The 19959-nt window shown below is 68.6% G+C and carries 14 protein-coding genes; 10 read left to right on the plus strand and 4 right to left on the minus strand.

Annotated features, from left to right (window positions below; genetic code table 11):
• Positions 1-4: 4 nt before the first annotated feature.
• The 4 genes from xdhB to G3I17_RS01150 all read right to left on the minus strand — a co-directional run bounded on the left by xdhB (position 5) and on the right by G3I17_RS01150 (position 7395).
• A complete protein-coding gene (gene xdhB / locus G3I17_RS01135) occupies positions 5-2350 on the minus strand; it encodes a xanthine dehydrogenase molybdopterin binding subunit (protein ID WP_164593017.1) in 2346 nt (781 codons plus the stop codon).
• Entirely contained in the window at positions 2347-3786 is a 1440-nt protein-coding gene (locus G3I17_RS01140) for an FAD binding domain-containing protein (protein ID WP_164593019.1), read from the minus strand. The genes xdhB and G3I17_RS01140 overlap by 4 nt, the downstream gene beginning before the upstream one ends.
• Entirely contained in the window at positions 3783-5708 is a 1926-nt protein-coding gene (gene uraD, locus G3I17_RS01145; RefSeq protein ID WP_164593021.1) for a 2-oxo-4-hydroxy-4-carboxy-5-ureidoimidazoline decarboxylase, read from the minus strand. The genes G3I17_RS01140 and uraD overlap by 4 nt, the downstream gene beginning before the upstream one ends.
• A 154-nt stretch (positions 5709-5862) precedes the next feature.
• Positions 5863-7395, minus strand: coding sequence for a PucR family transcriptional regulator (locus G3I17_RS01150; RefSeq protein WP_164593023.1), 1533 nt, complete (start codon positions 7393-7395; stop codon positions 5863-5865).
• Between the two features lie 237 nt (positions 7396-7632).
• Between G3I17_RS01150 and G3I17_RS01155 the strand changes: the two genes are divergently transcribed.
• The 10 genes from G3I17_RS01155 to G3I17_RS01195 all read left to right on the plus strand — a co-directional run bounded on the left by G3I17_RS01155 (position 7633) and on the right by G3I17_RS01195 (position 19933).
• Positions 7633-8451 (plus strand): TIM barrel protein, encoded by an 819-nt coding sequence (locus tag G3I17_RS01155; RefSeq protein WP_164593024.1) that lies wholly within the window; start codon positions 7633-7635, stop codon positions 8449-8451.
• A gap of 10 nt (positions 8452-8461) precedes the next feature.
• Positions 8462-9364 (plus strand): 2-hydroxy-3-oxopropionate reductase, encoded by a 903-nt coding sequence (locus G3I17_RS01160; protein WP_164593026.1) that lies wholly within the window; start codon positions 8462-8464, stop codon positions 9362-9364.
• Positions 9364-11181: a glyoxylate carboligase gene (gcl, locus tag G3I17_RS01165; protein WP_164593028.1), complete on the plus strand. Its 1818-nt coding sequence runs from the start codon at positions 9364-9366 to the stop codon at positions 11179-11181. Before G3I17_RS01160 ends, gcl begins: the two co-directional genes overlap by 1 nt.
• Positions 11181-12296 (plus strand): glycerate kinase, encoded by a 1116-nt coding sequence (locus G3I17_RS01170; RefSeq protein WP_164593031.1) that lies wholly within the window; start codon positions 11181-11183, stop codon positions 12294-12296. The genes gcl and G3I17_RS01170 overlap by 1 nt, the downstream gene beginning before the upstream one ends.
• A gap of 22 nt (positions 12297-12318) precedes the next feature.
• Positions 12319-13653, plus strand: coding sequence for an allantoinase AllB (allB, locus tag G3I17_RS01175; RefSeq protein ID WP_164593033.1), 1335 nt, complete (start codon positions 12319-12321; stop codon positions 13651-13653).
• Positions 13650-14471 (plus strand): bifunctional allantoicase/(S)-ureidoglycine aminohydrolase, encoded by an 822-nt coding sequence (locus G3I17_RS01180; RefSeq protein ID WP_164593035.1) that lies wholly within the window; start codon positions 13650-13652, stop codon positions 14469-14471. Before allB ends, G3I17_RS01180 begins: the two co-directional genes overlap by 4 nt.
• An 82-nt stretch (positions 14472-14553) precedes the next feature.
• Entirely contained in the window at positions 14554-14730 is a 177-nt protein-coding gene (locus G3I17_RS39615) for a hypothetical protein (protein WP_203589577.1), read from the plus strand.
• Between the two features lie 236 nt (positions 14731-14966).
• Positions 14967-16316 carry a ferredoxin reductase family protein gene (locus G3I17_RS01185; RefSeq protein WP_164593036.1) on the plus strand — a complete coding sequence of 450 codons (1350 nt, stop codon included), beginning with the start codon at positions 14967-14969 and terminating at the stop codon, positions 16314-16316.
• Between the two features lie 58 nt (positions 16317-16374).
• Entirely contained in the window at positions 16375-17145 is a 771-nt protein-coding gene (locus tag G3I17_RS01190) for a BTAD domain-containing putative transcriptional regulator (RefSeq protein ID WP_203589578.1), read from the plus strand.
• 40 nt (positions 17146-17185) lie between these two features.
• On the plus strand, positions 17186-19933 hold the full coding sequence (locus G3I17_RS01195; RefSeq protein WP_164593040.1) for a BTAD domain-containing putative transcriptional regulator: 2748 nt from the start codon (positions 17186-17188) through the stop codon (positions 19931-19933).
• Positions 19934-19959 lie beyond the last annotated feature (26 nt).

A 19959-nucleotide genomic window follows, 5' to 3' on the forward strand; every position in this document is an offset into this window, starting at 1 on the left:
TCGATCACACCCCACTCAACCTGGCGCATCGTGCCTTCTCCAGCGCCCAGAAGACCGCCTCCGGCGTAGCCGGGCAGCCCAGGTCAACGCTCGTACCAGCCGGGCCGAACGCCGCAGCCGCCTGTCGCAACGCCTCGCGTACGGAGAAGGCGAGCATCAGCGGCGGTTCACCGACAGCCTTCGAGCCGTAGATCGCGCCGTCCTCGTGCGCCTTCTCCAGCAGCCGGACGTTGAAGACCTCCGGCATCTCCGAGAAGCTCGGCAGCTTGTACGTGCTGGCCGCCTGCGTCGCCAGCCGCCCACGATTCGGCCCGTCGCTCTCGTCCCAGCGCAGGTCCTCCAGCGTCAGCCAGCCGGCGCCTTGGACGAAGCCACCCTCGATCTGCCCGATGTCGATCAGCGGGCTCAGGCTGTCGCCCACGTCGTGCACGATGTCGACCTGCCGCAAGGTGTAGGCGCCGGTGAATCCGTCGACCTCGACCTCAGCGGCCGCGACGCCGTACGCGAAGTACTTGAACGGCTCGCCGCGCATCGCATTGGCGTCCCAGTGCAGACCCTCGGTCCGGTAGAAACCGGCCGCCCACAGCTGGACCCGCTGGAAGTACGCCGCGTGCACGACCTCTTCCCAGGTCAGCGTCTCGCCGTCGAAGGTCAGTCCACGGACGGTGCCGTCGACGAAGCGGACGTCGTGCGCACCGATCCCGAGCTTGCCACCGGCAACTTGTTCGAGGCGCTCGCGGATCTGGTCGCAGGCGTTCTTGATCGCCGCGCCGTTGAGGTCGGCGCCCGAGCTCGCCGCGGTGGCCGACGTGTTCGGCACCTTGTCGGTCCGGGTCGGCGCCAGCCGCACGCGCGCCAGTGGAACGCCCAGGGTCGTGGCTGCCACCTGCAGCATCTTGGTGTGCAGCCCCTGGCCCATCTCGGTGCCGCCGTGGTTGATCAGCACCGAGCCGTCCTTGTAGACGTGGACCAGCGCGCCGGCCTGGTTGAACGCGGTGAGGTTGAACGAGATCCCGAACTTCACCGGCGTCATCGCCACCGCGCGCTTGGTGTGCTCGCTGGCCGCGTTGAACTGCGAGATCTCGGCCTGGCGGCGGGCGATCTCGCCGTTCTCGATGACCTCGCTCCAGCACGCCTCCAGTCGCTCGGCATGACGAACGGGCATCCCGTACGGCGTGCTGTCCAGCGGCTGGTACAGGTTGCGCCGGCGCAGCTCCATCGCGTCGTACCCGAGCAGCGGCGCGCACCGGCCGAGGAGATCCTCGATGACGAGCATGCCCTGCGGTCCGCCGAAGCCACGGAAGGCGGTCTGCGACGTCTTGTTCGTCTTGGCGATCCGGCCGTCGACGCGGACGTTGGGGATCGAGTAGCTGTTGTCGATGTGGCACATCGCGCGCGCCAGCACCGGCTCGGACAGGTCGAGACTCCAGCCACCGTCGGCGGTGAGAGTGGCTTCGAGAGCGAGCAGATGGCCCTCGTCGTCGAAGGCCACCCGCCAGTCGCTGTGGAAGCCGTGGCGCTTGCCTGTCATGGTGACGTCCTGCGTGCGGTTGAGCCGCAGCCGCACCGGCCGCCCGGTCAACGTCGCACCAAGAGCTGCGATGGCTGCGAACCCGTGCGGCTGCATCTCCTTACCGCCGAAGCCGCCGCCCATCCGGAGACACTGGACGGTCACCGCATGGCTCGCGACGCCGAGGACGTGCGCGATGATCTCCTGGGTCTCCGACGGATGCTGGGTGCTGCTCTGGACGAAGATCTGGCCGCCCTCGTCGATCAGCGCGAGCGCAGCATTGGTCTCCAGGTAGAAGTGCTCCTGCCCGGCGAACTCGAACTCACCTTCAAAGACATGCGGAGCCGTGGCGAACGCAGCCTCGACATCCCCGCTCTCGAGATGCCGCCCGATCCCCTGGAAGTTGCCCGCGGCAATCGCTTCGCGAACGCTCACCAGCGAGGGCAGCTCCTCGTACTCGACCTCGACAGCCAAGGCGCCGAGCCGGGCAGCCTCCAAAGTCTCGCCAAGCACCCAGCAGATCGCGTGCCCGTGGAACATCGCCTCCGACGGGAACAACGGCTCGTCATGCTTGACCCCGGCATCGTTGATCCCCGGCACATCCTCGGCGGTCAGCACCCGGACCACTCCCGGTACGTCGTACGCAGGCTTGACCCGGAGCTCGACGATCCGGGCATGAGCATGCGGAGACTGAACCGGCCAAGCGTGCAAGACATTGCGCGTGCGGAAGACGAGATCGTCGGTGTAGAGCGCCTCGCCGGTCACGTGCAGCGCCGCGCTCTCGTGCGGCAACGGCAGTCCGACGACTGCGTTCTCAGGTCGTAGCGACAGCGAGCTCATGCGTGGACCCCCTCGGCGGCGAGGTGCTGGGCATAGAAGCGGAGCAGCGACTGGCCGAGCATCGCCGACCGGTACGCCGAACTGGCGCGGTGATCGTCCATCGGGGTCCCCTCGGCAGCCAGTACTACGGCCGCTTCGCGGACGGTCTGCTCGGTCCATGGCCGGCCGGTCAACGCGTCCTCGGTCGCCCTGGCGCGCAACGGCGTGGCGGCCACTCCGCCGAGCCCGATGCGCGCCTGGCGAACGACGCCGTCGACGACCTCGACGCAGTACCCGAGTGCGACGCTCGAGATGTCGTCGAAGCGTCGCTTGGCGATCTTGTGGAACGCGGACATGGATGCCAACGGCAACGGCACCAGGATGGCCCGGATCAACTCGTCCGCAGCCTTCAACGTCTGGCGATACCCGGTGAAGTAGTCGGCCAGCGCCACCACGCGCTCACCGCGACGGGAGGCGAGGACGAGCGACGCGTCGAGAGCCAGCAACGCGGGTGGCGTATCGCCGATCGGTGAGCCGGTGCCGAGGTTGCCGCCGATCGTGGCGCCGTTACGGATCAGCCGTGACGCGAACTGCGGGAACAGCTGCCCGAGCAACGGCACCCGCCCGGCGAGCAACTGCTCGATCTCGCTCAGCGTCAACGCGGCGCCGATGCGCACCTCGTCGTGGCCGAAGCTGAACTCCCTCAACTCGGACAGCCGGTCCACGCCGACGACCAAGGCCGGCCGGACGCCGCGAATGTTGACTTCCACCCCGGCGTCGGTCGACCCGGCGACGATCCTCGCGTCAGGCCGCTCGGCGAGCACCTCGAGTACATCGCTCAGGCTCGCCGGCCGGAGGTACTCCGATCCGTTGACCGACAGTTTGGTGGCAACCGGCGGAGGTGGCGGGCTGGACCTGCGAGCCGCCAGCGCGTCGTCGGCGGCGGGCTCACCAAGCGCATAGGCGGCATCCCGGATCGGGCGGTATCCCGTGCACCGGCAGAGGTTTCCGCTGAGCGCATGGAGGTCGAACCCGTTGGCCCCGTGCTCGTGGTCGCAGTGGCCGTCAGCGGGCGGCGTACGGTCAGGCCGGTAGTACTCCGCGGCCATGCTGCAGATGAAGCCTGGAGTGCAGTAGCCGCATTGCGATCCGCCCCGGATGGCCATCTCCTGCTGCACCGGGTGCAGCTCGGTGCTCTTCCCCAGGCCCTCCGAGGTGACGATCTCCTGTCCGTCGAGGGACGCCACCGGGATCAGACAAGCGTTGATCGCGGTCCATTGAGTCGGAGTCTCGATCCCGGGACGGGCGACGAGGACCGAGCAGGCGCCGCACTCGCCTTCGGCGCAGCCTTCCTTCGCGCCCGTCAGGCCGCGGTCGCGGAGCCAGTCCAGCGCGCTCGTGTGGACGGGCACACCGTCGAGGCCGGCGTCCTGGCCGTTCACCTTGATCGTCGTCATGGTCTGCTCCAGCGGGTCCGTGCACTGTGGATCGGGTTCGCGTCCTGGAGGAAGTCGTCGAAGCGATAACCGGCGATCTTCGCGATCTCCAGCAGGGCGGCGGCGTGTTCCTGGTTCTCGCAGTTGGCGAGCCGCACCCGGCCCTGCTCGACGATCCGGTCGAAGGAGTCCGCGTCCCGTACCGAGATAACGAGCGGGAAGCCGAAACGCTCCTTGTACTCCGCGGTGAGCGCCGCCAGCTCGTCCCGGTCGGGCTCGGCCAGGAAGGTCAGGCCGCGGGCCGACTGGTCCCGCAGCGACGCCTCGCCGCTGAGGCCGTCGGCGACCAGTTGCGACCCGAGCTGCGGGTAGGCGCCGATCAGCTCGCGCTGCTCCTCGGGCGAGCCGGAGAAGAGCGCCTCCTGGAACGACCGCCGCAGCGCGTGGGTGTCGGCGAACGGCCGCATCTCCCAGGCCCGCTCGACCATCCAGTTGGGTCCCTGGAACAGGTCGGCGAAGGTCTCCACGAACTCGTCGCGGGTCATCTTGTTCACCTGGTCGAGCCGGATCAGGCCGCTGCGGTTCGGCTGGCCGGCCACCGCGGGGCCGAAGTCCTTGCCGACGTGGTGGAAGAGGAGGTTGAGCCCGATCGCGGTCAGGCTGCCGAGCGTGATGCCGCTGCCGAAGATGATCTCGGCCCAGTCCGGTACCGCCTGGGAGATCTGCGGCTGCGCCGTGACGTACATGGCCAGGCCGACGCTGGTCGCCACGATGACGACGTTGCGGTGGTCGTTGAAGTCGACCTTCGCGAGCGTCTGGAAGCCGACGACCGCGACGGTGGCGAACATCGCGAGCGCGGCGCCGCCCAGGACGGGGTGCGGGATGCCGGCCACGATGGCGCCAGCCTTGGGCACCAGGCCGAGCAGGATCATGATGGCGCCGGCCGACGCGACCACCCAGCGGCTCTTCACCCGGGTCAGCCGGACCAGACCGACGTTCTCGGCGAAACACGTGTAGGGGAAGGAGTTGAAGACCCCGCCGATCGTGGTGGCCAGGCCGTCGGCGCGCAGCGCCCGGGCGATGTCGTCGCGGGTGATCCGCTTCTGCACGATCTCGCCGGTCGCGAAGACGTCGCCGGTGGTCTCCACTGCGGTGATCAGCATGACGACGATCATCGAGATGATCGCGGCGATCGAGAACTTGGGCCAGCCGAAGTAGAACGGCGAGGTGACGCCGACCCAGGCCGCCTCGCCCGCCGCGCCGAAGTGCGCGTCGCCGAAGGCCCAGGCGACCAGGGTGCCGACGACCAGCCCGGCCAGTACGGCGACCGTCGCCATGAAGCCCTTGAAGACCCGCTGGATCAGCACGATCAGGGCGAGCGTTCCGAGCGCGTAGGCGAGGTTCTTGCCGCTGGTCGGGTCCGAGGTCGGACCCGCGCCGCCCGTCGCGTCGCCGGCGGCCACCGGCAGCAGGGCCAGCCCGATGATCGTGATCACCGAGCCGGTGACGACCGGTGGGAAGTACCGGATCAGGCGGCTGAAGTACGGGGCGATGAAGAAGGTGGCCAGGCCGGCGACGAGGACCGCGCCGTAGATCACCAGCAAACCGTTGGTGCCACCGCCCGCGGCCAGGCCGATCGCGATCATCGGCGAGACCGCCGTGAAGGTGACGCCCTGCAGCAGCGGCAGCCGGACGCCGACCTTCCAGAAACCGACCGACTGGATGATCGAGGCGATCCCGCAGGTGAACAGGTCGGCGTTGATCAGGTGCACCAGCTGCGCCGTGCTCAGGCCGATCGAGTTCGCCAGCAGGATCGGCACGATCACCGCGCCGGCGTAGAACGCGAGCACGTGCTGGGTGCCGTACACGGCGAGCCGCCCGGGCGACAGGACCTCGTCGACGGGATGACGGGGAGCGCGGCTCGGTCGTGGTTCTGCCTTCATCGGGCACCTTCCAGGGGTCGCGGCGGATCTGACCTGCACGACAGCTTGGGCTCAGGCGAGGTCCGATTGCACCCGAGAATCCTCCGAACTTGCGCCGTTTCGCAGGGGCCGGATTTGGAGGATCCTCCAACTGTGTCCGCGCGGAGGGGTCCGCTCAGAGCGACTTGAGGGCGAGGAACACGTCGACCCGGTCCTCGAACTGCGACAGATCGCGACCGGTCAGTTGCTCGATGCGTTCGATCCGGTACCGGACGGTGTTGACGTGCAGGTGCAGCGCCTCGGCGGTTCGCGACCACGAGCCCGACCAGGCGAGGAACTCGTCCAGCGTGGCGATCAGGTCGGCGCGGTTCTTGCGGTCGTGCTCGAGGACCGGCCCGAGCACCCGGTGCGCGTAGGTGCGCCGGACGTCGTCGGGCACGGTGGCGAGCAGGAGTACGTGCGAGGCGACCTCGTCCGAGGTGACGACGGCGACGCGGGTACGCCCGGCGAGCGCCGCCCGCTGGGCGAAGCGCGCCTCCTCCAGAGCGCCGGTCAGCGCATCGACGGTGGTCGCGGCACTGAGGCCGACGGTGAGTCTCGCCTTGGCCAGGCCGGGGGAGAGCCGGCCGAATGCCCGGCGCAGAAGGTCCGGGAGCCCGGGCGAGGACGGCAGTAGTGCGACGAGCAACCCGTCTCGGCTCGCTGCGACCACGGCTGGGCCGACCGTGAGGGCGACGTCCTCGAACAGCGTCAGCGCGATGTCGACAGGGCCGTCGTCCCGCAGCTCGGCCACTGCGACGGCCATCGGCTGACCGGAGTGCACGCCGGCTTGCCGCAGCCGCGTGGCCACTTCGGCCTGGGAGCCACCGGACTCGACCAGGGCCAGCGCGTCGGCGACCAGCGGCCGTAGTGCGAGCCGGCCCTCGTCGCGGCGTACCCGGTCGAGTGCGGCGATGGCGCACAACTCCTGAACGGCCTCGACGTGGGTGCGGGACCACTGCGCGTGATCGCCGTCGACGACCAGCAACCAGGCGGTGAGCCGGTTGCCGAGACCTGACCCGATCGGGAACAGGCTGTATGAGGCATCGCCGGCCTCGGCGACGGTGGGCGTTCGATCGGCGGTCAGGAACCGGCGGGTGATCGCGTCGAGGGTGTCGTCGTCCAACGGCCCAGGACCCGGTACGACGTGCCTGCCCGTGGGTGTGATGACTCGGCAGTCGTGGCCGATCTCGGTGGAGATCCGGGCGGTGAGCTCGTCGAGGCTACGGCCGGAGGCGATCGCCGAGAGCAGCTGGCGCTGGCGCACGAGACTCGCGGACAGCCGGGCGCCTGTACCGGCCGAGCCGACTGCTGCGACGTACTCCGTCACGTCCGCGAACGCGACCTCCACGGGCACCTCGACCAAGGTGACCTGGTGGCGGCGGCAGGCCTCGAGCAGGTCGTCCGGAATCGCGCCGAGCAGGGCGGCGCCGGCGAGGATCGTGGTCGCACCCCGGCCGGCGAGCGAGGCCACGAAGGTCTCGCTGTCCGCGGCGCTGCGCCGCCAGACCAGGCCGGTGAGGACGAGTTCGCCGCCGTTGAGGTAGTTGCCGGGCTCGAGCAGGTCCGTGGTGATGAGCCGGCCGATCGGCCGGTCGTACGCGCCGCGGGCCGCGTGCAGCAGTTGCAGGCGCAGTTCTGGTGCGTCGAACAGTTCTGAGAGCAGCATCTGCGCCTCCGGTAGCCGAACAGCGGTGCGAAAACGCGAACCGGGTTCTTGGAGGAACGTACAACGCAGGCCCGCGCGCGCGGAAAGGGTGCTTGCCAGAAGTTGGTCCGTCGGGGCACCGATGAGGCCTCTTCGGGCTTCCGGGGAGGTGCTTGACGGGCTGGCGAGTGGCATTCTATGGTCCTTCCGCAGAGCAGAATCAAGTTTCCACAATGCGGAATATGAGAGAAGGACTCCATGAGCCACGCGCTGCGCCACGCCGTGAACTGCTCGATCCTGTTCACCGAGCTGCCGCTGCTGGAGCGCCCGGCGGCCGCCCGGGAGGCCGGGTTCGAGGCGGTCGAGTTCTGGTGGCCGTTCGCCGGGGCGGTGCCGTCGGATCACGACGCCGACGCGTTCGTGCGGGCGATCGAGGATGCCGGGGTGCGGCTGATCGGGCTCAACTTCTTCGCCGGGGACATGCCCGGCGGCGATCGCGGCCTGGTCTCGTGGCCCAAGCGGTCGGAGGAGTTCCGGGACAATGTCGAGGCCACCATCGGCATCGGCGAGCGACTCGGCTGCCAGGCGTTCAACGCGCTCTATGGCAACCGGGACGACAGCTACCCGGCGGCTGAGCAGGACGATCTCGCGGTTGAGAACCTCGTCTTCGCGGCACGCGCCGCGGCCAGGATCGGCGCGACCGTTCTGGTCGAGCCGGTCAGCGGGGCCGAGCGCTATCCGCTCCGGACCGCCGCCGACGTGCTGACCGTCATCGACCGGGTGCAGGCGGCGTACGGCGTACCGAACCTCGGGTTGCTCGCCGACCTCTACCACCTCGCGGTCAACGGGGACGACGTCGATCGGGTGGTCGCCGCCCACACCGACCGGATCGCGCACGTCCAGATCGCCGACGCTCCGGGCCGCAACGAGCCCGGTACCGGCACGCTCCCGCTCGACGCCCAGCTCGCGGCGCTCGAGAGCAACGGGTACGCCGGCTGGGTCTCGCTGGAGTACAAGCCGGCCACCACCACCATCGACAGCTTCGGCTGGCTGCCGCGTTCGCGCCGCGGCCTTTAGGAGATAAGACATGACGAACATCGCCTTCATCGGGCTCGGCATCATGGGCGACCCGATGGCAGTCCACCTCGCCGAGGCCGGCCACGCCGTCGCCGGCTTCGATCGCACCCCGGAGCGCGCCGCGGCACTGGTCGCCGCCGGCGGAAGGGCCGCGACCTCGCTCGCCGACGCAGTCAAGGGCGCCGATGTGATCTGCGTGATGGTGCCCGACTCGCCCGACGTCCAGCAGGTGCTCGCCGCGGACGAGGCAGTCTTCCAGCTGGCCGAGACCGGCACGCTGATCATCGACTTCTCCAGCATCCGGCCCGACGTCACCCAGCAGCTCGCCGAGCAGGCGCGGGCGCTCGGCTTCCGGATCCTCGACGCTCCCGTCTCGGGTGGTGAGGCCGGTGCGAAGAACGCCGCGCTGTCGATCATGGTCGGCGGTTTCGCGGACGACTTCGCGATCGCCAAGCCGCTCTTCGACGTGGTCGGCAAGACCGTCGTGCACGTCGGCCCGAGCGGTTCGGGGCAGACGGTCAAGGCCGCCAACCAGCTGATCGTCGCCGCCAACATCCAGGCGGTGGCCGAGGCGCTGATCTTCCTGGAGGCGTACGGCGTCGACACCGAGGCCGCGCTGGAGGTGCTCGGCGGCGGACTGGCCGGGTCGGCGGTGCTGAACCAGAAGAAGGCGAACATGCTCTCGCGGTCCTTCGAGCCCGGTTTCCGGATCGATCTGCATCACAAGGACATGGGCATCGTCACCGCTGCGGCGCGCGAGGCGGGCGTCGTCGTACCGCTTGGTGCGCTGGTTGCTCAGCTCGTTGCCTCCGCGCGAACCAACGGCGACGGCGGCCTCGACCACTCCGCGCTGCTCCGCGGTGTGGAGCGCCTGTCTGGACTGTCTGAGTCTTCTGGAAAGGCGCTGGCCTGATGGCCCGGATGCGCGCGGTCGATGCCGCGGTACTGATCCTGGAGAAGGAAGGCGCGACGCAGGCCTTCGGTTTGCCTGGTGCCGCGATCAATCCGTTCTACAGCGCTCTGAAGAAGCACGGTGGGATCAAGCACATCCTGGCTCGCCACGTCGAAGCCGCCTCGCATATGGCTGAGGGGTATACCCGGGCCGCCTACGGGAACATCGGCATCTGCATCGGCACGTCGGGTCCTGCGGGGACCGACATGATCACCGGCCTGTACTCCGCTTCGGCCGACTCGATCCCGATCCTGTGCATCACCGGTCAGGCGCCGGTGGCCAAGCTGCACAAGGAGGACTTCCAGGCGGTCGACATCGCCTCGATCGCGAAACCGGTCGCCAAGTGGGCCGTCACGGTGATGGAGGCGGCTCAGGTCCCGGGGACGTTCCAGCGGGCCTTCTGGCTGATGCGCGAGGGGCGACCGGGGCCGGTGCTTGTTGATCTGCCGATCGACGTTCAGTCGGCCGAGATCGAGTTTGACATCGAGACTTACGAACCGCTCTCAGTACTTCGGCCTGCGGCGACCCGGGCTCAGGCAGAGAAGGCGCTCACGTTGCTCAACTCGTCTGAGCGGCCGCTTCTCGTTGCGGGCGGTGGAGTGATCAATGCGGATGCGGCCGACTTGCTCGTCGAGTTCGCCGAGCTGGTCGGAGTACCGGTCGTACCGACGTTGATGGGGTGGGGGACGATCCCGGATGATCATCCGTTGGCGGCGGGGATGGTCGGGCTGCAGACTTCGCATCGGTATGGGAATGCCACGTTGCTCGCGTCGGACTTCGTGCTCGGGATCGGGAATCGGTGGGCGAATCGGCATACCGGGTCGATCGCGAAGTACACCGAGGGTCGCAAGATCGTGCACGTCGACATCGAGCCGACGCAGATCGGGCGGGTGCTGGCGCCGGACTACAGCATCGTCTCCGACGCCCGAGCGGCGTTGAAGGCCTTCATCGAGGTGGCGCGCGAGTGGGCGGCCGAGGGGCGGCTGGCCGATCGGACCGACTGGGCTGAGGAGTGCCGGGCGCGGCGAGGGTCCTTGCAGCGGAAAACGCATTTCGGTGAGGTGCCGATCAAGCCGCAGCGGGTCTACGAGGAGATGAACCGCGCGTTCGGTCCCGAGACGCGGTATGTGAGCACGATCGGGCTGTCGCAGATCCAGGCCGCGCAGATGCTGCATGTGTATCGGCCCCGGCACTGGATCAACGCTGGGCAGGCCGGTCCGCTCGGGTGGACGGTGCCGGCGGCGCTCGGCGTGGCGGTCGCCGACCCGGAGGCGACGGTCGTGGCTTTGTCGGGCGACTACGACTTCCAATTCCTGATCGAGGAGCTGGCGGTCGGGGCGCAGTTCAACATCCCCTACATCCACGTGGTCGTGAACAATTCGTACCTGGGCCTGATCCGCCAGGCGCAACGCGGTCTGGAGATGGACTATTGCGTTCAACTCTCCTTCGAGAACCTCAACAGCCCAGAACTCAACGGCTACGGCGTGGACCATGTGAAGGTTGCCGAAGGCCTCGGCTGCAAGGCCCTCCGAGTCTCGGCTCCCGACGAGATCCTCCCCGCCTTGGAGGAGGCAAAGAAGCTCCTGGCCGAGTTCCGCGTGCCGGTGGTGGTAGAGGTCATCCTCGAGCGCGTCACCAACGTCTCCATGGGCACCGAACTCGACGCCATCACGGAGTTCGAAGCCCTGGCCGAACGCCCCGAGGATGCCCCGACGGCAATCGTCGGCCTCGGCCGGCTCGCGGAGCACGCCGGAATCAGGCCTCCGGCCGGCAGCTGATGCAGGTAGTTGTTGCCTCGGACAAGTTCAAGGGGTCGGTTGGGAGCGATGAGGTCGCTGCTGCCGTCAGCGACGGGGTTCGGCGGGCTCGGCCTGATGCTGTGGTCGGGTGGGTGCCGGTGGCCGATGGTGGTGACGGGACTCTTGCTGCGGTAGTTGCCGCTGGGTTCGAGTTGGTACCTGTGACAGCCACCGGTCCGACTGGTGACCCGGTCGAGAGTGGGTTTGCGCGGCGGGGGGATACGGCGGTCGTCGAGTTGGCTGATGCCTGTGGGCTGGTTCGGTTGCCTGGGGGTGCACCGGCTCCGATGGCTGCTTCTTCCCGCGGTGTGGGGGAGGTGATGGCGGCGGCGATCGACAGCGGTTGTCGGCGGGTGATTCTTGGGCTCGGTGGGAGTGCCAGTACCGATGGTGGTGCTGGGATGGTGCGGGCGCTCGGAGCGAGACTGCTTGATGCGCGAGGTGATGAGGTTGCCGAGGGCGGCGCGGGGTTGATCGCAGCGGCATCCCTCGACCTGACCGCACTCCATCACCGGTTGAAGGGTGTGGAGATCGTGGTCGCCTGCGATGTGGACAACCCGCTGACCGGCGCGGCCGGCGCCGCAGCGACGTACGGGCCGCAGAAAGGCGCCAACTCCTCCGACGTCGAAGAACTCGACACGGCCCTGACCCATTGGGCCGATCTGGTGGCGGGCACAGTTGCTGGTGACCTCCGTGAGGTGCCCGGCGCGGGGGCGGCTGGGGGAGTGGGGTTTGCGGCGGTTGCGGTGCTTGGCGGGGTGTTGCGGCCGGGGATCGAGCTCCTGCTGGATCTCGTCGGGTTTCAGGAGCGGCTCGCTGGTGCCGACCTCGTGATCACCGGCGAGGGGAAGCTTGATGAGCAGACTCTGCGCGGTAAGGCGGTGGCTGGGGTCGCCGGGGCGGCGCGGGCGGCCGGAGTACCGGTGGTGGCTGTTTGTGGGGTCAACACGCTGGGGGCTGATCAGCTGCTTCAGGCTGGGATAGCCAAGGCGTATGCGCTCACCGACCTCGAGCCGGACGTACGGCGGTGTATCGCCGATCCCGTGCCGTTGCTGCGTCAGCTCGGTGAGCGGATCGCGCTCGACCTACGATGAGTTCAATCGAGAGGGGGACCGCATGACCATGCTGGATCTCGTCATCCGGGCCCGCCGGGTGGTCAGTACCGCGGGTGTCGTGCCGGGGGTGATCGGCGTCAAGGACGGTCGGTTCGTCGCCGTCGCGCCTGGGGACACCGCCCGTGAAGAGCTCGAACTGGCCGACGACGAAGTACTGATGCCAGGCCTCGTCGACTCCCACGTGCACGTCAACGATCCCGGACGCACCGACTGGGAGGGCTTCACCAGTGCGACCCGGGCGGCCGCGGCGGGTGGCGTCACCACGATCATCGACATGCCGCTCAACAGCATCCCGCCGACCTGCGACGTACCGGCGCTGGACCTCAAAAGAAAGACAGCCCAGAGCCAGGCGTACGTCGACGTCGGCTTCTGGGGCGGCGCGATCCCTGGCAACGCCGAGCAGTTGCGGCCGTTGCATGACGCCGGCGTGTTCGGGTTCAAGTGCTTCCTGCTGCACTCGGGTGTCGACGAGTTCCCGCCGCTGGACCAAGCTGAGGTCGAGCGGGCGATGCGCGAGATCAGCTCCTTCGACGGGCTGCTGATCGTGCATGCCGAGGACGCTCACCACATCGACGACGCCCCCGCGCCGGACGGTGCGAGCTATCAGCGCTTTTTGCACTCCCGCCCGCCCGAGGCAGAGAACGCCGCGGTCGCTCAGGTCATCGAGTTGGCGCAGCGGACCGGTTGCCGGGTGCACATCCTGCACGTGTCCAGCGCGGCCGTCCTCCCGATGCTGGCCGACGCCCGGGCGGCCGGTGTGCGGATCACCGCGGAGACCTGTCCGCATTACCTGACCTTCGCCAGCGAGGAGATTCCCGACGGCGCGACGCAGTACAAGTGCTGCCCGCCGATCCGTGAGTCCGCCAACCGTTCGCTGCTCTGGGACGGTTTGCGGGCCGGGGTGATCGACCTGGTCGTGTCCGATCACTCGCCGTCGACGATCGACCTCAAGCGACTGGACACCGGTGATTTCGGCGCGGCCTGGGGTGGCATCGCGTCGCTCCAGGTCGGTCTGCCCGCAGTCTGGACGGGAGCGCGCGAGCGTGGCTTCACGCTGACCGACGTCGCCCGCTGGATGTGCCAAGCCCCGGCAGCGCAGGCGGGTCTGCCGCGCAAGGGCCGGCTCGAGGCCGGGTACGACGCCGACTTCTGCGTCTTCGCGCCCGACGAGGAGTTCGTCGTAGACGTCAACGCGCTGCACCACAAGAACGCTGTCACGCCGTACGCCGGACGCGCGCTCGCCGGCGTGGTTCGCAGCACCTGGTTGCGTGGCTTGCCCATCGACATCGTCGCCGAGCCCCAAGGCCGGTTGCTGACCCGAGGAGACGACGCATGAACTACTACGCCCCAAAGGGCGGGCTGCCCGCGCAGACCGAGCTGACCACCGACCGGGCGGTCTTCACCGAGGCGTACGCCGTACTGCCCCGCGGCACGATGCGGGACATCGTCACCAGCCAGCTGCCGTTCTGGGAGAACACCCGGCTCTGGGTGATCGCGCGGCCGCTGTCGGGATTCGCCGAGACGTTCTCGCAGTACATCGTCGAGGTCGGTCCGGGCGGTGGCAGCGACAAGCCCGAGACGGATCCGGGGGCCGAGGCTGTGTTGTTCGTAGTCTCCGGCAACTTGGTACTGACGGTCGGCGGCGAGAAGCACGAGCTGGCACCTGGCGGCTATGCGTTCCTGCCGCCGAGCTCGGACTGGACCCTGCGCAACACCAGCGACCAGGTCGCCACCTTCCACTTCGTCCGCAAGGCCTACGAGCCGGTCGACGGAATCGACGTACCGGCGCCGTTCGTCACGAACGAGACCGATGTCGAGGGCATCGAAATGCCCGGCACCGAAGGCCGCTGGCGCACCCAACGCTTCGTCGACCCGCTCGACGTCCGCTACGACTTCCACGTCAATATCGTGACTTTCGAGCCGGGCGGAGTGATCCCGTTCCCGGAGACGCACGTGATGGAGCACGGCATCTACATCCTCGAAGGCAAGGCGGTCTACCTGCTCAACAAGGACTGGGTCGAGGTCCAGGAGGGCGACTTCCTCTGGCTCCGCGCCTTCTGCCCGCAGGCCTGCTACGCGGGCGGCCCGGGCCGGTTCCGCTACCTCATCTACAAAGACGTCAACCGCCACGCCAAACTGCCCCGCCTGAGTTGACGCTCCAGCGGAACAATTTTGTCCGCCCGTACGTCTATCTGCACACAGGAGTATCAGCGGATTCCTTCCCAAGGAGCACGAGATGACCGACGAGACGCCCGGCGCCCCGGAAGAATCCGACGCTGACAAGTTCAAGCACCTCCCGCCGGCGGTGAAGCTCGAAGACACCATCGCCACCCACAACCCCGACGCCCCCGCCGATCCCACCTTCGGCCGGGACCCGGAGACAGAGTTCCTCCTCCGCCACGGCGTCGGCTGACCACGCGCCTCGTACTACGCGGCAAAATTACATTTGCCGGCACCGTGGTAATGGCTTGGTGATTACCGGGGTGAATTCTCCGAATAGAGATTCTCCGATGGGAGACTCTCCGATCGGAGAGTCATAAGAAATTAAAGTGTAAAGTTATTGCAAGGCTCGCTGAATGCGGTTTTCGCGCGTCTGTCGCTGGGCGTAACTTCCCAATCACGCCCCGACGGATGCGATGGGAACCAGAGATGATCCATCGAAGAGCTGTCACCACGCACGTGCACGGAACAGCCGCGCGGATCGGCTGGTTCCTGCTCTATCTCGAGGCCTTACTGGTGCCGCTCGCTCTCACCTGGCTGTCGCTCGGCCCCCAGGAGCTGAACCTCGGCGAGGCGGTCGCGATGAGCCTCGGCCTGGTCGCCTTCTCGGCCCTGGTGGTCGCGGTGATCCTGCCGGCCAGGGTGTCACCGCTGATCGCCGCGTTCGGGATCGAGACGATCCTCAGGATCCATCGGTCCATCGCCAAGGCCGCGGTGGTCCTGGTGTGGTTGCATCTGGTCGCGGTGCTGATGGAAGACCCGCGCGGCTTTGCCATCTTCGACCTGGCGCACACGACCTGGGCCGCGCGAGCGGCGACCTGTTCGACGGTGGCGCTGTTCCTGATGGTCGGCCTGGCGATCACCAGGTCCCGCCGCCAGCCGCGGTACGAAGGATGGCGACTGGTCCACAACGCGCTGGCGTGGATCGTGTTGCTGACTGCCTGGTTGCACGTCTGGTGGCTGCGGCACCTGATCTCGAAGCCACTGCTGGCCGCCTGGTTCTTCGGTACCGGGCTGCTGGTGGCGGCGCTGACGGTACGCCGCTGGCTGTGGTTGCCGCTCCGCGCCCGCCGGCGGTCGTACCTGCTCGAAGAGGTTCGGCGTGAGCCCGGCGACGGAGTCACCCTGACGATCCGGGCGGACCGGCACCACGGCGTGCCGTTCAACGCCGGACAGTTCGCCTGGCTCAAATTCGGCTCGACGGCCTTCGTCTTCGAGGAGCATCCGTTCAGCATTACCTCGACGGCGGTCCGCCCGCACCTCAAGCAGTTCACGATCAAGGCACTCGGCGATTTCACCGAATTGCTGAGTGCGCTACGGCCGGGACGCAGGGTTTTCCTGGACGGCCCGTACGGCGGGTTCACGATCGAGGGGCACAACGGCGCGTCGGGGTTCATCATGATCGCGGCCGGGGTCGGCATCACCCCGATGCTGAGCATGCTGCGAACGCTGGCCGATCGCCGCGACTGTCGCCGGCACTGGCTGATCGTCGCGGCCCGGACGGTGGAGGAGTTGATGCTCCGGCCCGAGATCGAAGAGGTCCGCAACCGCCTCAACCTCAAGGTCGTCGAGGTGATCAGCAAGCCGGGGCCGGACTGGATCGGCGAGACGGGCCGGATCAGCGGCGACCTGCTCGCCCGCTACCTGCCGCGCAACCCCGGTCGCCTCAACTACTTCCTCTGCGGCCCGGCCCCGATGGTCCATGCCGTCAGCCACGATCTCGCCGCCCGCGGCATCCCACTCCGCCGCATCCACACCGAACGCTTCGGCGCAGTCTGAAGGGTGGGTGTGGGTCGGGTGCAAGGTTGCTGCAAGGTGCAGGGCGGATTGTGGCGGCATGGTGACCGGGGTGGTTTGTCGGGTGTTGGGGGAGCTGGAGTTCGAGGTCGACGGGGTCGGGGTCCCGTTGAGTGGGAGTTTGTCGCGGCGGTTGGTGGCTGGGTTGGCCACGGCGGACGGGTTTGCGATGTCCGATTGGTTGCTGGCCGAGTACGTCTGGCGGGATGAGCCACCGGCGGCCGTGGTACGGGCGTTGCGGGGGATGGTTTGGCGGTTGCGGAGTACTGCTATCGGTGACTTGTTGCGGCGGACGCCGGCTGGGTATGTGCTCGCGGTGCCGGTTGACCAGACGGATCAGGGGCAGTTCGTGGCCGGGGTGACTCGCGGGTTGCAGCAATTGCGGGGGAGCGATGCGGCCGGGGCTGCGGCGAGTCTGGAGTCGGCGTTGGCGCTTTGGCGCGGTACGCCGTGGTCGGATCTCGGTGACTCGCCGTTGGTCGTCGGGGCGCGGGCGCGGTTGGAGGAACTGCGGCAAGTGGCCGTGGAGGAGTTGCAGGCGGCGCGACTTGCTCTGGGTGATGTCAGGCGAGCTATACCGGCGCTGCAACTAGCCGTTGCCGAGAGCCCTTATCGCGAACGCCGGTGGGAACTCCTCGTCCTCGGGCTCTGCCAAGCAGGACGGCCCGAAAGGGCAATCGCCGAGCTGCATCGCGTCCGCGGCCTGCTGGCCGATGGAGTCGGCCTCGATCCCGGTCCGTCCCTGTGCGCCTTGGAAGACCGCCTCACCCAGCGTCGCCGGGTGCCCGTGCGCAGCGGCCGCTGGCGTTAATGCACGGCGTCGGTCGGCCGTCTCGGCGTATGCTCGGCCGGTGCTCGAGTGCCGGGTTCTGGGGCCGATCGAACTGGTTGTTGACGGGGTTCAGATCGATGTCGGGGGCGCGTTGCCGCGTCGGCTGGTGGCTGCGTTGGCGGCTGCCGGCGGCTCTGCCGTGTCCAACGATCGGCTGGCCGCAGCCATGTGGGACGACACCCCGCCGCCCAAACCGTCGGCGGCGATGCAGGCGTACGTCTCCAGGCTGCGCTCGGCCCTCGGCGCGGAGTACAGGGATCGTCTGGACCGTACTGCGACCGGCTACCGCCTGACCGTCGACGAGCTGGACGTACTGCGGTTCGCCGAGCTGATCGAGTCGGCCAGAGCCGCCAGGCCGGACGTCGCGCGGAGGCAACTCACAGAGGCGCTCGCCTTATGGCGTGGCGAGCCCTATGCCGAGCTGCCCGACGAGCTCGCCCACGCGGATCGCAGTCGGCTGCAAGAACTCCACGAGGTCGCCGCCGAGGAACTCGTCTCGGCCCGGCTGGACGATGGAGATGCCGCTGGCGCCGTGGCGCAGCTGGAGCAGTTGGTGAGAGAGCAGCCATTGCGCGAGCGGCGCTGGGCCTTGCTGGTGCTCGGTCTCTACCGTTGCAACCGGCAAGGAGACGCGCTCGCGACCCTGCGCAAGGTCCGCGATCTGCTCGCCGACCAACTCGGCGTCGACCCCGGACCCGAGCTGCAGATGCTCGAACAACAGGTCCTCGCCCAAGACCCACGGCTGCGGCTCGCAACGCTGGCCACGCCTATGACCCCGGTACCACGTCCGCTGACCTCCTTCGTCGGACGCGCCGCCGACCTCGCCCAGCTCGCCGACCGATTGACCCGTCAGAGGCTGGTGACGCTGATCGGGCCGGGCGGAGTGGGCAAGACGCGACTGACCGTCGAGTACGTCTCGACCTTGCCGCCGACGGACGAGCTCTGGTTCGCGAAGCTGGCGGACGTGTCGGATCCGGCGGCCGTACCGACAGCTGTGGCCGATGCGGTCGGCCTGGTGGCCAGGGACGGCGACCCGACCGCGCTGCTGATCCGCACGATCGGGACCCGCCCGGCTCTGTTGGTGCTGGACAACTGCGAGCACCTCGTGGCCGCGGCAGGCAGCTTGGTGGCCAGCCTGATCCAAGGATGCCCGCGGCTGAGAATTCTCGCGACGAGCCGTGAGCCGCTGGGAGTCGAAGGCGAGCTCACCCTGCCGGTCGATCCATTGCCTTGGGCAACCGATGGCGATGCCGCCGTAGGACTGCTGGTCGATCGCGTTCAAGCGGTCCGCCCCGGCTGGTTGCCATCGGCCACCGAGCTGATGGACGCCCGCCGGGTCGCGGCCGCGCTGGACGGCCTTCCGCTGGCCATCGAGCTGGCGGCGGCGCGGGCGCGAGTGCTCGGCCTGGGCGAGATCGCCGACCGGCTCGACGATCGCTTCGCGCTGCTCGGGGCGGTGCCACGGGGCTCGGTGGCCAGACACGAGACGCTGGCGGCGGCGATCGGCTGGAGCGTCGATCTGCTGGATCCCGCGGATCGCGGGCTGCTGCTCAGGTTGTGGGCGTTCGAGGGCGGCTTCACGCTCGAGGCGGCGGAGAGCCTGGGGGTTCGCGGTACCGCGGTCGAAGTACTGGAGTCGCTGTCGGCGTTGGTGACCCGGTCGGTCGTGGTCGCCGATACGACGGCCGAGCCGACCAGATACCTCCTGCTCGAGAGCATCCGCGCGTACTGCCGCAAGATCGATCCGGATCCGGACGGGACACTCAAGCTGCAGGCTCGCTGGGTGCACCTGCTCACCGAGCACTGCGCCGTGGCGATCCGCGAGCACCGGGGTGGCTGGTTCATCCGGAGGATGAATCGGGAGCTGCCGAACGTCCGGGCAGGTTTTGCTCATGACCTCGCCCGCGATCCTGCCGCAGCCCTGACCACCGCCGTCGGCCTGGGTGTCTACCTCTACCGCAGCGTGCATCACGGCGAGGCGATCCGGATGCTCCGCGCCGCGCTGGACGCCGCGCCGGACGGGCCCGCGATCGACCGCGGGCGGGCGCTCAACTCGCTGACCGCGCTCACCTACTTCTCCGGCGATCTGCGCGGAGTGGACGAACTGGTCGACACGGTGGTCGAGTTGCTCCCGGCGGCGTCGACCGAATCGCCGCGCGACTACGCGGAGCTGTGCCTCTTCCTCGCGGTCGGCTGCGCGGTCGGCGGCCGGACCGAACTGACCGCCGACATCGCCGGCCGGGTGGAGACGATCAGCACCGACCACGGCCTGACCGGGTTGGTGTCCTCCGCCCGCTCCGTGTACGGCGTCGCCCTGCTGAAGGCAGCCCATCAGGCGGGGGACGAGGAAGCCATCCTGGTGCAGGCGGACCTCATCGAGCAGACGGGGCGCGGCTTCATGCGTGCCTGGGCCAATCTCGCGGTCGCCGAGACGTTCCTGCTCCATCCCCGGGCGGTATCCCCGGAGCGCGCGATGGAGCGGGTCCGCGTCTCGCTCGCGAAGTTCCTCGAGCACGAGGACTATCCCTACGCGTTGAACGTACTGCGGATCGGCGCGCTGGCGATGATGCGCGTCGGCCGGTCGCCGGAGGATGCCGCGCGGCTGCTGGCCGCAGTACGGACGCATGCTGAGCTTCTCGGCCTGCGGACCCGTGGACTGGTCAACCCGGCGGAGCCATGGGTCGAGGATGCCTTCGAGGGCATCGCCGTGCCCGCGGGTGTCGAGCTGTCCTGGAGCGAGATGGTCGCGCTGTTCCTCGGCGACTGACTGCAAGCCGGCTGCAAGGCCGTCCG

Origin of the sequence: Streptomyces sp. SID13031, from assembly GCF_010548305.1 — a bacterium.
Classification (GTDB): Bacteria; Actinomycetota; Actinomycetes; order Propionibacteriales; family Kribbellaceae; genus Kribbella.